This window comes from Ilyomonas limi, assembly GCF_005233845.1.
In the GTDB taxonomy this organism is placed as follows: domain Bacteria; phylum Bacteroidota; class Bacteroidia; order Chitinophagales; family Chitinophagaceae; genus Ilyomonas; species Ilyomonas limi.
Window position 1 is genome coordinate 519492 of record NZ_SZQL01000001.1, and the last position, 12951, is coordinate 532442.

Annotated in this window: 12 protein-coding genes; 11 read left to right on the top strand and 1 reads right to left on the bottom strand. The window is 40.7% G+C overall.

Annotated elements, in window-relative coordinates; genetic code table 11:
• Positions 1-315 precede the first annotated feature (315 nt).
• Both FC093_RS23650 and FC093_RS02110 read left to right on the top strand, forming a co-directional pair.
• The gene (locus FC093_RS23650; protein ID WP_170970965.1) at positions 316-477 is read left to right on the top strand and encodes a cyclic nucleotide-binding domain-containing protein; all 162 of its coding nucleotides are present in this window, start codon (positions 316-318) and stop codon (positions 475-477) included.
• Positions 478-891: a cyclic nucleotide-binding domain-containing protein gene (locus FC093_RS02110; RefSeq protein ID WP_137260075.1), complete on the top strand. Its 414-nt coding sequence runs from the start codon at positions 478-480 to the stop codon at positions 889-891.
• Between the two features lie 33 nt (positions 892-924).
• On the opposite strand, the gene FC093_RS02115 is transcribed toward FC093_RS02110, so the two are convergent.
• Positions 925-1956 (bottom strand): GntR family transcriptional regulator, encoded by a 1032-nt coding sequence (locus FC093_RS02115; protein WP_137260076.1) that lies wholly within the window; start codon positions 1954-1956, stop codon positions 925-927.
• Positions 1957-2181: 225 nt separating this feature from the next.
• Between FC093_RS02115 and rhaT the strand changes: the two genes are divergently transcribed.
• The 9 genes from rhaT to FC093_RS02160 all read left to right on the top strand — a co-directional run bounded on the left by rhaT (position 2182) and on the right by FC093_RS02160 (position 12385).
• Positions 2182-3261 (top strand): L-rhamnose/proton symporter RhaT, encoded by a 1080-nt coding sequence (rhaT, locus tag FC093_RS02120; RefSeq protein WP_137260077.1) that lies wholly within the window; start codon positions 2182-2184, stop codon positions 3259-3261.
• Positions 3262-3334: 73 nt separating this feature from the next.
• A complete protein-coding gene (locus FC093_RS02125; protein WP_240743151.1) occupies positions 3335-5515 on the top strand; it encodes a bifunctional aldolase/short-chain dehydrogenase in 2181 nt (726 codons plus the stop codon).
• 97 nt (positions 5516-5612) lie between these two features.
• Entirely contained in the window at positions 5613-5948 is a 336-nt protein-coding gene (locus FC093_RS02130) for an L-rhamnose mutarotase (protein WP_137260078.1), read from the top strand.
• A 138-nt stretch (positions 5949-6086) separates the two neighbouring features.
• Positions 6087-6401, top strand: a complete 315-nt coding sequence (rhaM, locus tag FC093_RS02135) for an L-rhamnose mutarotase (RefSeq protein WP_137260079.1) — start codon at positions 6087-6089, stop codon at positions 6399-6401.
• A gap of 41 nt (positions 6402-6442) precedes the next feature.
• Complete coding sequence (locus tag FC093_RS02140) at positions 6443-7717, top strand: TIM barrel protein (RefSeq protein WP_137260080.1); 1275 nt, start codon at positions 6443-6445, stop codon at positions 7715-7717.
• A gap of 55 nt (positions 7718-7772) precedes the next feature.
• A complete protein-coding gene (locus FC093_RS02145; RefSeq protein ID WP_137260081.1) occupies positions 7773-9155 on the top strand; it encodes an FGGY-family carbohydrate kinase in 1383 nt (460 codons plus the stop codon).
• A complete protein-coding gene (locus tag FC093_RS02150) occupies positions 9152-9889 on the top strand; it encodes a (Fe-S)-binding protein (protein ID WP_137260082.1) in 738 nt (245 codons plus the stop codon). Before FC093_RS02145 ends, FC093_RS02150 begins: the two co-directional genes overlap by 4 nt.
• Positions 9890-10280: 391 nt before the next feature.
• Complete coding sequence (locus FC093_RS02155; protein ID WP_137260083.1) at positions 10281-11654, top strand: lactate utilization protein B; 1374 nt, start codon at positions 10281-10283, stop codon at positions 11652-11654.
• A gap of 83 nt (positions 11655-11737) precedes the next feature.
• Positions 11738-12385 carry a LutC/YkgG family protein gene (locus FC093_RS02160; RefSeq protein ID WP_137260084.1) on the top strand — a complete coding sequence of 216 codons (648 nt, stop codon included), beginning with the start codon at positions 11738-11740 and terminating at the stop codon, positions 12383-12385.
• Positions 12386-12951 lie beyond the last annotated feature (566 nt).

The following is a 12951-nucleotide window of genomic DNA, read 5'->3' on the forward strand; positions in this document are numbered from 1 at the left end:
TTGTTTTAGGTTGTTTGAAAATTAAGGCATGAAAATCAGATACCATGCCAATGCAAAACGCCTTGCGGCAGGCTTGCCATAAAAGCGAAAATGAAATTTTACATCTGCGGTTTACTTTTCTGTAGAATCAAAAGTCAGGCCTTTGTAGCCAGATCGTTGTCAGGCTTGCGTGCAATATATTTTGCTTTGGAATAAAGAGAGAGAATTAATGTAAAGAATGGAGATATGGAAGGGCTTATTGGAAAAGTTGATAAAAAAAGTTTTCTCATTGCAGTCAATAACTTTTTTGTATAAAAGCGTTATCTTAACTCATTTATGTTTGAGCCATTTTACCAATATATTCAACCTTTTGCTGCTTTATCGCAGCAGGAAGAAGCAGTGCTTGAAAATGCTTTTTCTTCCAGGCAGGCGCCTAAAAAATATAAGCTACAGGAAGAAGGTAAAATAACAAAGGAGTTATACTTTATTATAAAATGATTGATACGGTTGTATGATACCAAAGATGGAGATGAAATTGCGGGTTATATTTTTAAAGAAAATGTATTTGCCAGCAGTTACGACAGCTTTTTGCGGCAAGTGCCTGGCATACAAACATTGGAAACTTTAGAAGAGTGTGAACTGCTGGTGATTGGCTATACAAGGTTGCAACAACTCTATGACGAATTGCCTAAAATGCACATTGTAGCGCGAAAAGTAGCAGAGCAGCGATTCATCAATGCGCAGCTAATGTTATCTTCCTTTATCTTGGACAGCCCCGAAGAACGCTACCGCAAATTTGCAGTACAACATGGTGATTTATTACTGCGTGTTCCGCATCACATTATTGCGTCTTACTCAGGAATAACACCCGTTTCACTGAGTCGCATCGGGCGAAGGCTGATGGTGCAATAGTAATTTTTACACCTATAAAAAAGCAAATTTCCTTTACAACGAACTTCTTAATGTTAAATGAAAATCGGCTTCTATGTGCTCGGTTGAATTGGTTAAAATCAGTTCGGCTGCTTTTTCGCCAATCATTTTAAAATCGGTAGATATAGTGGTAATGCCATTCAGAATTATTTTTTTGATGGCGGTTTCGTTGTAAGAAATAACACCAACTTCTTCGCCTATCTTTAAGTGTTGCGATAATATTTTTTCTATCAGCGTAACCAAGTCATCTTCCATCAGGTTGATATATACTTCGCCTTTCTTTACTCCTTCTCTGTATATGTTGGAGATGACTTTGGGCGAAAAAGCATAATCGTAACAGAAGTTGTAAAAGCCGGTTAATATTTCTCGTGCATGATACGTGTACTCTGGAAAAATAATATTAATACAATGGTATTTGCTTAGCTGCGGCAAAGATTCCTTTAATGCATTATAAATATCTTTCTCAAAGTTTTCATACACGGCCCCGTACTTGCCATTTACACCCGGCAACAGTTTGTCCATAATGATGAGCTTATCTTTCGGCAACTCATTAATAACTTCGTGAGCCTGCTCGCCACCTTCTGTAAAATGAGGAATAATAACGTAGTAGGAATAATCCTGTTTACGGCTGTTCAGCAATTCTTTAAAGAGCAGGAAGTTGTTGTTATAAATATAAAAATCGATAGCAGCATTTGCTCCCAAAGCAGCAACGAAAGAATCGTAAATGATTTTTTTGTGTGTACTCAATTTATTAAATAACAGAAATATTTTTATCCGTTTACTTACCTGCGTTTCGTTTATAAAATAGCCTTTGCCCGGAAAAGAAGTAATGATGTTTAATTTCTTCAGCTCTTTATAAATGCGTATGCAGGTGTCTCTTGAAATATCCAGTTCATAGCTTAAATCGTTAATGGAAGGCATGAAATAGCCGCTCGAAATTTTACCGTCCTCTATTGCTTTTACAATAGAATTGATGACCTGCAAATACTTGGGCGTTGCAGAGTGTTCATCAATAATGATGAGGTTATATAGGTTCTCGGAAGTCATATATACAGCGTTAATATACAGAATTAATAAGCATTTTGCACCAGCATTATAGCGTGAATACATTTATTATTGCTACAATAATACCCGAAATTTAATAACACGTTTGCAAGTTGTATTAAATAAATAATGGTTATTGCTACAAAACCAACAGTTCATAACAGTTTGTTTGTTACAGCATTTTATTTTTACCAAAGATTATTAGCCATATAGAAAATTAAGTCATTCATGCAGGTTATCCTCGGTATTTTCTTTCATTTTATAGGCGGTTTTGCTTCGGGCAGTTTTTATGTTCCTTACAAAAAAGTAAAAGGCTGGGCATGGGAGAGTTACTGGATTATAGGCGGCTTGTTTTCGTGGCTTATCATTCCGCCCTTAGCGGCATGGCTCACCATTCCCAACTTCGGAGATATTATTGCACAAACAGGTGCATCCACACTGGCCTGGACTTTTATGTGGGGATTGCTGTGGGGTATTGGTGGCTTAACATATGGCTTGGGCATACGATATCTCGGTATGTCGCTGGGCAACTCGGTGTTGCTGGGCATTACCTCTGCTTTTGGTGCGTTAATACCTGCTATTTATTACAACTTTGTACCAACGGATGGCAAAACTACTTTCCATGAGTTAATTACTACTTCCTGGGGACGTGTGGTGCTTATCGGCACAGCGATTTGCCTAATTGGTATTTATATCTGCGGCAGAGCCGGTGTATTGAAAGAAAGAGAAATGCCGGAAGAAAAAAGAAAAGAGAGTATTAAAGAATTCAATCTTTCGAAAGGGTTGATTGTGTGCATTGTATCCGGCGTTTTAAGTGCCTGCTTTAATTATGGCATAGAAGCTGGTACACCAATGGCAGAAAAAGCAAATGAACTGTGGAAAGCAGCGCATCCGGGCGCGCTCACCGAATTTTTGTATCAGAATAATGTAATTTACGTGGTGCTGTTGTGGGGTGGTTTAACTACCAATCTTGTCTGGTGTTTATTCTTAAGTCTTCGCAATAAATCCTATAAAGATTTTACCGATGAAAGCACGCCAATCGCACGCAATTTTTTGTTTGCCGCTATGGCCGGCACCATCTGGTTTTTGCAGTTTTTCTTTTATGGCATGGGCGAGAGCAAATTAGGCAATGGCGCAAGCTCATGGATATTGCACATGGCATTCATTATATTGGTAGCTAATATGTGGGGTATTCTTTTAAAAGAATGGAAAGGCGTGAGCAAAAAAACGGCAACCACCATTACAGCAGGTATTGTTGCTATTTTGCTCTCTGTAATATTAGTGGGTATTGGCAATTCAATGAAATAAGAAGTCTCGCCCCTAAAGGGTGGGAATGAGGTTCCTGATAAACAAATTATCCAAATCCGAATAAACGTATATCATGAAAACAGAAAATATCAACGCTACACAAAGCTCCCCTATGGGCGCAGGAGACTTTAAGTATGTAAGTTACCTGTGGGATGATGCAACAGCAGCCGCGCTCGGCGATGACCAGGTGGCATTGCTTGTTTACCGCTCCAACTTACTGGGTGCCGATTTGCGGCTCACTAATTATGGCGGCGGCAACACATCGTGCAAAGCCATGGCAAAAGATCCGCTCACCGGAAAAGAGGTGGAAGTAATGTGGGTAAAAGGTAGTGGCGGTGATTTGGGAACAATGAAAAGAAGTGGTTTGGCGGCTTTGTATGTAGATAAATTGCACAGCCTCGCTAATGTATATCGCGGTATTGAGCACGAAGATGAAATGGTAGAGCTGTTTAATCATTGCATTTATGATTTGGCGTCCAAAGCGCCATCTATTGATACACCACTGCATGGCTTTCTGCCTTTCAAACATATAGACCATTTGCACCCCGATGCTGCTATTGCTATTGCTGCTGCCAAAGATGGTAAGCGTATAGTAGAAGAACTATTCAACGGTACACTTGGCTGGGTAGAATGGCAACGTCCGGGTTTTGATTTGGGATTAAAAATGAAGGAATGCTTAGATGCCAACCCCGGCATACGCGGCATCATGTTAGGTTCGCACGGCTTGTTTACCTGGGGCGATACGGCTTATGAAAGCTACATCAACACACTCGAAGTAATAGAGCGTTGTGCACAATATTTAGAAGATAATTATGGCAAAAAAGGACCAATTTTCGGCGGACAAAAAATACAGTCTTTACCAAAAGATGAACGTCTTAAAAAAGCAGCTGCATTGGCACCTGTATTAAGAGGTTTTTGCTCCAACAGCGACGTTAAAACCCCTCCTTCAGGTGTTAGGGGCATGATCGGGCATTTTACCGATGACGAACGGGTATTAGAGTTTATTAATTCTAATCACTTAGACAAATTGGCCCCAATGGGCACTTCCTGTCCCGACCACTTTTTGCGTACCAAAATCAGCCCTTTGGTACTTAATCTTACCACAGATGAAGATGTAAATAATGTTGCTGCTGTAAAAGAAAAAATACAGCCACAATTTGAAGAATACCGCCAGATGTACGCTAATTACTACAACAACTGCAAGCACGATAACAGCCCGGCTATACGCGATGCTAATCCGGTGGTGATTTTATATCCTGGTGTAGGCATGTTCACCTTTGCAAAAGACAAACAAACGGCACGGGTAGCAGCAGAATTTTATATCAATGCCATCAATGTGATGCGCGGTTCGGAAGCAATCTCGGAATATACTTCATTGCCAAGACAAGAAGCTTTTAATATTGAATATTGGCTATTGGAAGAAGCTAAGCTGCAACGCATGCCCAAACCCAAAGCATTGAGTGGACGTATTGCGTTAATAACAGGCAGTGCCGGTGGAATCGGCAAAGCCATTGCAAAGAAGTTTGCCGAAGAAGGGGCTTGCGTTATCATCAATGATATCAACGAAGAAAGAATGCAGGGTACGATGGAAGAGTTTAAGAAACAGTTTGGCAGGGATACCGCAGCATCTGTTGTTTTGGATGTAACCAATGAAGAAAGTGCAGCTACTGCTTTCGAAAAAGCTTGCCTGGCTTTTGGCGGGGTGGATATTATAGTAAATAATGCAGGCATCAGCATCTCCAAATCTATAGCAGAACATACATTGGAAGAGTGGGACAGACTGTATGATATTTTAGTAAAAGGACAGTTCATTGTGTCTAAAGCAGGTATTGCCATTATGCGCAAGCAAAATATAGGTGGCGATATCATCAATATTGTTTCTAAAAATGCAGTGGTTGCTGGTCCAAACAATCCGGGCTATGGCTCTGCAAAAGCAGCGCAGGCGCATCTTTCACGTTTAATGGCTGCCGAATTGGGTGGAGATAAAATACGTGTCAATACCGTCAATCCGGATGCTGTGATTTCTGATTCCAACATCTGGGCAGGTGGCTGGGCAGAAGGGCGAGCCAAAGCGTACGGTATTACCGTGGAAGAGCTGCCGGCTTACTATGCAAAGCGCACATTATTGAACGAAGTTATTTTACCTGAAGATATTGCCAATGCCTGCTTTGCTTTTGTAGGTGGCTTGCTCAGCAAATCTACCGGCAATGCACTGAATGTGGATGGCGGTGTGGCAATGGGATTTTATAGGTAAATAGATTGCCAGTTGCTGGTTACTTGTTGCCGGTATCTGGTAACAAATAATCGGCAACCATACATTCGACATTCACAGTACTTTGTAAATAACAGTAATGCATTACTTAGGTTTTAAGATAAAAATTCCTGATGTGGATAAAGCAGTATTTACGGTGCCTTACGGTGATTTGTTAGCCGGGCATCGGGCTTCACTGCACGCGCATGGATTACAGGATTACCGGCTTTTTCTTGATGAAGAAACGAATACACTCTTTTGCATTATGCGCGTTAATAAAAGGGTGAGCTTTAATGAACAGTTGAAATCGCAGCTTATACAACAGTGGTATAAATCTATTCTGCCAACAGATAAATCTAAAGAAATGGAGGATGTACAATGGTCTCCATTAAAGGATGTATTTCACCTAAATGATAATATTTCAAAAGTATTCTAAACTATCTTTGAAATAAAGCGGCTTGCTTAATAAATTAACCAGCATACACTAAATGAAAGTAACAGTGTGATAATGCTATTTTGATACAAGAAAAATATCAGTTACTGGTTATTAATAATCAATAATTGCAGCAATACTATGAAACAGATTGCTTTTAAAATGAAGTTGCATAAAGGCTTTGAAGAAGAGTACAAACAAAGGCACAACGAAATAGGACCGGAGCTGAGAGAGTTACTTCATTCAAAAGGTATTACAGATTACCACATTTTCCTGGATGAAGCAACAGGTGATTTATTCGGTACTTTGAAAATAGAAGATGAACGTAAGTTAGAAGAGCTTCCGCATCATCCGGTAATGCAGCACTGGTGGTCATTTATGAAAGATATTATGGAAACGGCTGAAGATAATTCGCCCGTAAGCATTCCTCTGCAACAGGTGTTTTATTTACCATAAAAAACCAAGCAAAGATTCTTTTTACTATTAAACGCTTTGTGATGACCATTGAAAAATATAAAATAGAAGAGTACAATCATCAACTGATGCAAGAACACCAGCGCAAGCTGGATTTTATTAAAGATGAAGTAAATGGTGCAGAAGAAATCCTGCAAAAGTTGATGGATTTTCAGGTGGCTATTCCAAGCTGGGCGTTAGGCACCGGCGGTACGCGCTTTGGTCGCTTTGGCGGTGGTGGTGAGCCGCGCAGCCTGGAAGAAAAAATAGAAGATATTGGTTTATTGCACGCACTCAACCAATCCAGCGGTGCGATATCGCTGCACATACCATGGGATATACCGGAGAATGCCAATAACATTAAAGCGCTGGCTGCGCAAAACGGTTTGCGCTTTGATGCAATGAACTCCAACACCTTTCAAGACCAGCCCGGCCAGCAACTGAGCTATAAGTTTGGCTCGATGCAACACGTGGACAAAGCGGTGCGCCGGCAAGCCATCGAACATAATATAGAAGTGATAAAGTATGGTGTGGAATTAGGCTCCACTGCATTAACTGTTTGGCTGAGCGATGGCTCGTGCTTTCCCGGCCAGTTGCATTTTAGAAGAGCATTTCAAAATACATTAGACAGTTTACAGCAAGTATATGCTGCCTTGCCCGACAACTGGAAAATGTTTGTAGAATATAAAGCGTTTGAGCCTAATTTTTACTCTACTACGGTAGGTGATTGGGGACAATCCTTACTCTATGCCACCAGGCTGGGCGAGAAGGCTTATACTTTGGTGGATTTGGGACACCATTTGCCCAATGCCAACATAGAACAAATTGTTGCCTTGCTATTAATGGAAGGCAAGCTCGGTGGCTTTCATTTCAACGATAGTAAGTACGGCGATGATGATTTAACTGTAGGCAGCATCAAACCATACCAATTGTTCCTCATCTTTAACGAACTGGTGGAAGGTATGGATGCAAGGGGCATGAACCACGCTACAGATTTGGGTTGGATGATTGATGCGAGCCATAATGTAAAAGACCCGCTCGAAGATTTATTGCAATCGGTAGAAGCCATCATGCTTACCTATGCACAGGCACTGCTGGCAGATAGAAAAATGCTGAATGAAGCCCAACTGCAAAACGATGTAGTAGCAGCACAGGAAATATTGCAAGCTGCTTTCCGCACCGATGTGCGTGCATTGGTTGCAGAAGCCCGTATGCGTGCAGGCGGCGCATTAAAGCCTTTAGCTGTATATCGAAAAGAAAAAGTAAGAGAAAATTTAATTAAGCAAAGAGGTTTAAAAACAGTGGCAACAGGCTTATAAGCTTCGTCTCTGTTTATAGCAATAGCAGTAAAACCTTATAAGAAATAGAATTGTAATGCCACTACCTGTTATTCTCATATTGGATATTGGTAAAACCAATAAAAAAGTATTGCTGTTTGATAAGCAATATCAACTGGTGTACGAAACGTCTGAACAATTGAACGAGACAACAGATGAAGACGGCTTTCCCTGCGAAGATGTGGAGGCACTAACGGCGTGGGTAAAGGAATCATTTCAAAACATAAAAAACAACAAGCGTTTTGAGATTACGGCTGTGAATGTTTCAGCCTACGGTGCTTCTCTTGTTCACCTTAACTACCAGCATCAGCCTTTTCTTCCGCTATACAATTACCTTAAGCCGTATGATGAAGACTTAAGTAAACAGTTTTACAATACGTATGGTGGCAAAGAAAAAATAACCAAAGAAACAGCTTCACCGGTGCTTGGCCATCTTAACTCCGGCATGCAACTGTATTGGCTGAAATATAAAAAGCCGGAACAATATGCCCAAATCAGCTATTCGCTGCATTTGCCGCAGTACATATCTTTTGTTTTATGCGGTGCGCAGTACAGCGATATTACCAGCATTGGCTGCCATACCAACCTCTGGAATTTTAGAGAAAGTGATTACCACAACTGGGTTTATCAGGAAGGCATTGATAAGAAATTAGCACCTGTTATTTCCTGCACCGAAGTGGCAGGAATCATTAATGATAATATACCGGCAGGTTGTGGATTGCATGATAGTTCGGCAGCCCTGATCCCTTATTTTAATTCGTTTAACGAACCTTTTATTCTGCTGTCTACGGGCACATGGAGCATTAGTATCAATCCGTTCAATCATTCCATGCTTACAAGTGAAGAACTAAGGCAGGATTGTTTAAGTTATCTTTCTTACCAGGGTGATGTGGTGAAGGCTGCAAGACTGTTTGCCGGCTATGAGCATGAGCAACAGGTAAAAAGAATAGCTGCTCATTATAACACTTCAGACGAGTATTATAAAACAATGCTGTACAATGCATCTATATGTAATAACTTGCACCGGGTACAGCCGCAGGAAATAATGGAAGGAAGCTCTGCAATGGTAGGACAATCCCCTTTTGGCAAACGTAACCTGCACGACTTTGAAACCTGTGAAGTGGCCTATCACCAGCTTATTTTAGATATCATTAAACAACAGGTTCAATCTACCAAACTGGTGATGAATGGTAAGCCGGTAAGAAAAATATTTGTTGATGGCGGCTTTAGTAAAAATGAGGTGTATATGCACTTGCTGGCTGCTGCTTTTCCGCATATTGAAGTGTATTCGGCTAAGGTGGCACAAGCTTCGGCCTTGGGTGCTGCAATTGCCATCAGGCGGGCATGGAATGATGAGCCGCTACCTGATGACCTGATTATTGTTAAGCGTTATCAACCTACTTATGATATAGTATTATGAATGTAGGATTATTTATCCCTTGTTATGTAGATCAGTTTTATCCGCAGGTAGCAATAGCTACATTGGAGCTATTGGAGAAGTTGGGCTGTACGGTGCACTATCCGCCTAATCAAACCTGTTGCGGGCAACCTATGGCAAACTCTGGCTTTGAGCATTTGACGGATGGTTGCAACCAATTATTTGCAGATAATTTCAGCGACTTTGATTATATCGTGTGCCCATCGGGCAGTTGCACATTGCACATCAAAGAGCATTGGCATAATGATAAGCTAAAGAAGGAAGCAAAGATTATCCATGATAAAATATACGAGCTTACGGAGTTCTTAACTGATGTATTGAAAGTAGAAAGCCTCAATGCTTCTTTTCCGCATAAAGTAGGGGTGCATCAGAGTTGTCATGGACAGCGGGGTTTGCATCTTTCGCAGATGACTGAGCTGGTAGCGCCGCCCTTTTCCAAACCTGAAATATTATTGAATATGGTAAAGGGTTTGGAGATAATTGAATTAAGCCGCAAAGATGAATGTTGTGGCTTCGGCGGTACGTTTTGCGTGGCAGAAGCGGCAGTGAGTGCCAAGATGGGCAAAGACCGTGTGCACGATCATGTAGCGCATGGCGCGGAATATATCACCGCTGCGGATATGAGTTGTCTCATGCACATGGAAGGTATTTTAAGAAGAGAAAAAAGCACTGTGCAGGTAAAGCATATTGCAGAGATATTGAATAGTGAAGGATAAAAGGGTTACATAAATAAAGGTGTTCCGGAAGTGATCTCTTATAATAGTTTTCACTCTTACTTTTTTCTCCCCGACTTACGTGACTTGCATTGAAAGAAAAAAGGAACAAAAAAGTTATAAATGGATTGATGTTTTTCAATGGTATTCATGAGAACGCTTCGCTTAGTTCAAGGACAACCCGATCGCTCCGCGCATCCGTCCGGGCTTACGCGCCATTTACTCTAAAATAGATTTCTATTTTGAGTGAATATTTTGGTAACAAAGTTCTTTCGAACCGTTGTAAAGAGGGGTGAACATATTGATATACTATATTAGCTTTTGTTGCTCTAAATAGATTTGTTATAAAAGGCGATAATTTATTGTCTTTTTAGTAAGGAATAAAGGAAACATTATGCAACAGCAAACTAAAGATCACGCCACATTAGCAGCGCAGTTTAATAAAAACGAGCCGCGTGTTGACTGGCATGATGAAACATTGTGGTGGGTGCGTACAAAGCGCGATATAGCAGCGCATACACTACCTGAATGGGAAGCATTGAGAGATTTAGCTTCAGGCATAAAGAATAATGTGCTCTCTAATATGAGTGCGTACCTGGCAGCTTTCGAAAAGAAAGCGGTGCAAAACGGTGTCAATGTTCATTGGGCTGCCGATGCAAAGGAGCACAATGAAATTATTCATACAATTCTTAAGCGGCATGGCATCAACCAGATGGTGAAAAGCAAAAGCATGCTTACTGAGGAATGCCATTTAAATCATTACTTACAAGAACACGGTGTAGAAGTAATTGATACGGATTTGGGCGAACGTATTGTACAGCTTCGGCAGGAACCACCCAGTCATATTGTGCTGCCTGCTATTCACTTAAAAAAAGAAGACGTAAGCAATACTTTTCACGAGCATCTACATACAGAGAAGGGCAATAACGATCCTAATTTCTTAACAGCTGCTGCACGCCAGCATTTGCGCGAAAAATTCTTAACGAGAAGAGCTGCACTCACCGGCGTCAACTTTGCTATTGCGGAAACCGGCGAGTTTGTAGTATGCACCAACGAGGGCAATGCAGATATGGGCGCTCACTTAGCAGACGTGCATATTGCCAGTATGGGATTTGAAAAAATTATTCCGCTTCGCAAGCATTTGGGGGTGTTTTTACGGCTGCTTACACGCAGCGCAACAGGGCAGCCTATCACCACGTATAGCAGCCATTTTAGACGTCCGCGCAAAGGACAGGAAATGCATATTGTAATTGTGGATAACGGGCGTAGTACACAATTGGGCAGAGCCGATTTTCGCAACTCTTTAAAATGTATTCGTTGTGCTGCCTGCTTTAATACCTGCCCGGTGTACAGGCGTAGTGGCGGACATAGCTATCATACGGCTATTGCCGGCCCAATTGGTTCTATACTCGCGCCTAATTTAGACATGAAGCAATATGCTGATTTGCCTTTTGCTTCCACGCTTTGTGGTAGCTGCAGCAATGTATGTCCGGTAAAAATTAATATCCATGAGCAGTTGTATAAATGGCGGCAGGTGTTGGGTAAAGATGGATATACCGGTAAGGCAAAAGAACTCAGTATGAAGGGAATGACCTTTACTTTATCACATCCTGCCGTGTATAAAACAGCCGGTAAAATGGGCAGGTGGTTTATAAAAAATGTACCTTTTGTGGTGAATAATGGTCTTAATCCTTGGTACAAGGAAAGAGACATGCCGGAGCCACCTAAAGCCTCTTTTGGAGAATGGTATAAAAAGAATAGAAAGTAGATACCCCAGCTCTAAAGGGAGTAATGAAGAGCCTTTTTAAAGATACGTTAATTTGGTAGAACAAATATTAATTATACATCATCATGGAAGCAGCGAAGGAAGATACACAGGAACAGTATGCAGCACTAAAAGCGGAAGGTATAAAGAGTAGCCGGGATGCGATGCTGAAAGCTATTAAACAAAATCAGCCTGCATTTATTGAAGCGCCATCCGTACCTGCTTTCGTGCCCTATTTTGATGATGCATTGCAGAAATATATGGATGTATTGAAGGCTATTGGCGGGCGTGTGTATTTGGTGAATAATTATGAAGAAATCATCCAGCAAATAGAAGCAGATTTTGCAGGTGCAAAGAAGGTGGTTTCGTTTGAAAAGACCTTTGCTGCCATCGCTGAGATGCCGGATGCTACTAATGATCCGCACGGGTTTGCAGATGTGGATGTGTGTATTACAACATCACCGCTGGCAGTGGCTGAAAATGGTGCTGTGTGGATATCTAACAAAGAAATGCCGGTACGGGTATTGCCTTTTATTGCACAAAGTTTAGTGGCTGTTATTCATAAAAACAGCATTGTACCTACCATGCACGATGCTTATGACATTATTGCTAATGAAGAGTATGCCTTTGCAATTTTTATTGCTGGTCCTTCCAAAACTGCGGATATAGAACAATCATTGGTATTAGGCGCGCATGGGCCAAAAATAATGACGGTGTTTATCATAAATGAATAATTGCTTTGTATAAAGCAACTATTCTAACCCTTCATTTACCAGCAGTATTTATTTAATCAATCCTACCCATCTACATCCTGAAATTAGTAACTTAAGACTGTAAGTAACTACACCTCGCCGTATTGCTATTTATATAAAACTTAAGAAGTGTTTTAAAGCGAAATATCAAAGCATAATCAGCGTTGCTGATCAATAAAGAAGAGATTATACTTAAGTCCTTCCCGTCTCAAAAAAATTTGCAGTGTAAATTAACAAAGCTTAACTTTATTCAAGCTAACATTAGCGCAATGTGGCAGTAATATTTAGGTAACTGCTGCTGTACAAAGTGTTGTTTGTTAGTGGCATATAAACTACTGTTACGAAAAAGAGAATTACCTGCTTTGGCCTTCCGCTATATCAAAAGAAATCAGGATAACAGGCGCTTTTAAAAACACGATTGCAATAAAAAGAACATTACAAACCTTTAAATACGCGTATTCTGAAAAGAGATCAGCATATACTTCTATAATAAGCATTGCAGCTATTTTGTTGAAGTTGTCTTAATGAATGTGACACATACTGCACTA

Bases quoted from the DNA above. Each gene is read 5' to 3' on its own strand.
- FC093_RS23650 (WP_170970965.1), top strand. From the start codon at position 316: ATGTTTGAGCCATTTTACCAATATATTCAACCTTTTGCTGCTTTATCG.
- FC093_RS02160 (WP_137260084.1), top strand. From the start codon at position 11,738: ATGGAAGCAGCGAAGGAAGATACACAGGAACAGTATGCAGCACTAAAA.
- rhaT (WP_137260077.1), top strand. From the start codon at position 2,182: ATGCAGGTTATCCTCGGTATTTTCTTTCATTTTATAGGCGGTTTTGCT.
- FC093_RS02130 (WP_137260078.1), top strand. From the start codon at position 5,613: ATGCATTACTTAGGTTTTAAGATAAAAATTCCTGATGTGGATAAAGCA.
- FC093_RS02145 (WP_137260081.1), top strand. From the start codon at position 7,773: ATGCCACTACCTGTTATTCTCATATTGGATATTGGTAAAACCAATAAA.
- FC093_RS02140 (WP_137260080.1), top strand. From the start codon at position 6,443: ATGACCATTGAAAAATATAAAATAGAAGAGTACAATCATCAACTGATG.
- FC093_RS02125 (WP_240743151.1), top strand. From the start codon at position 3,335: ATGAAAACAGAAAATATCAACGCTACACAAAGCTCCCCTATGGGCGCA.
- FC093_RS02150 (WP_137260082.1), top strand. From the start codon at position 9,152: ATGAATGTAGGATTATTTATCCCTTGTTATGTAGATCAGTTTTATCCG.
- FC093_RS02155 (WP_137260083.1), top strand. From the start codon at position 10,281: ATGCAACAGCAAACTAAAGATCACGCCACATTAGCAGCGCAGTTTAAT.
- rhaM (WP_137260079.1), top strand. From the start codon at position 6,087: ATGAAACAGATTGCTTTTAAAATGAAGTTGCATAAAGGCTTTGAAGAA.
- FC093_RS02115 (WP_137260076.1), bottom strand. From the start codon at position 1,956: ATGACTTCCGAGAACCTATATAACCTCATCATTATTGATGAACACTCT.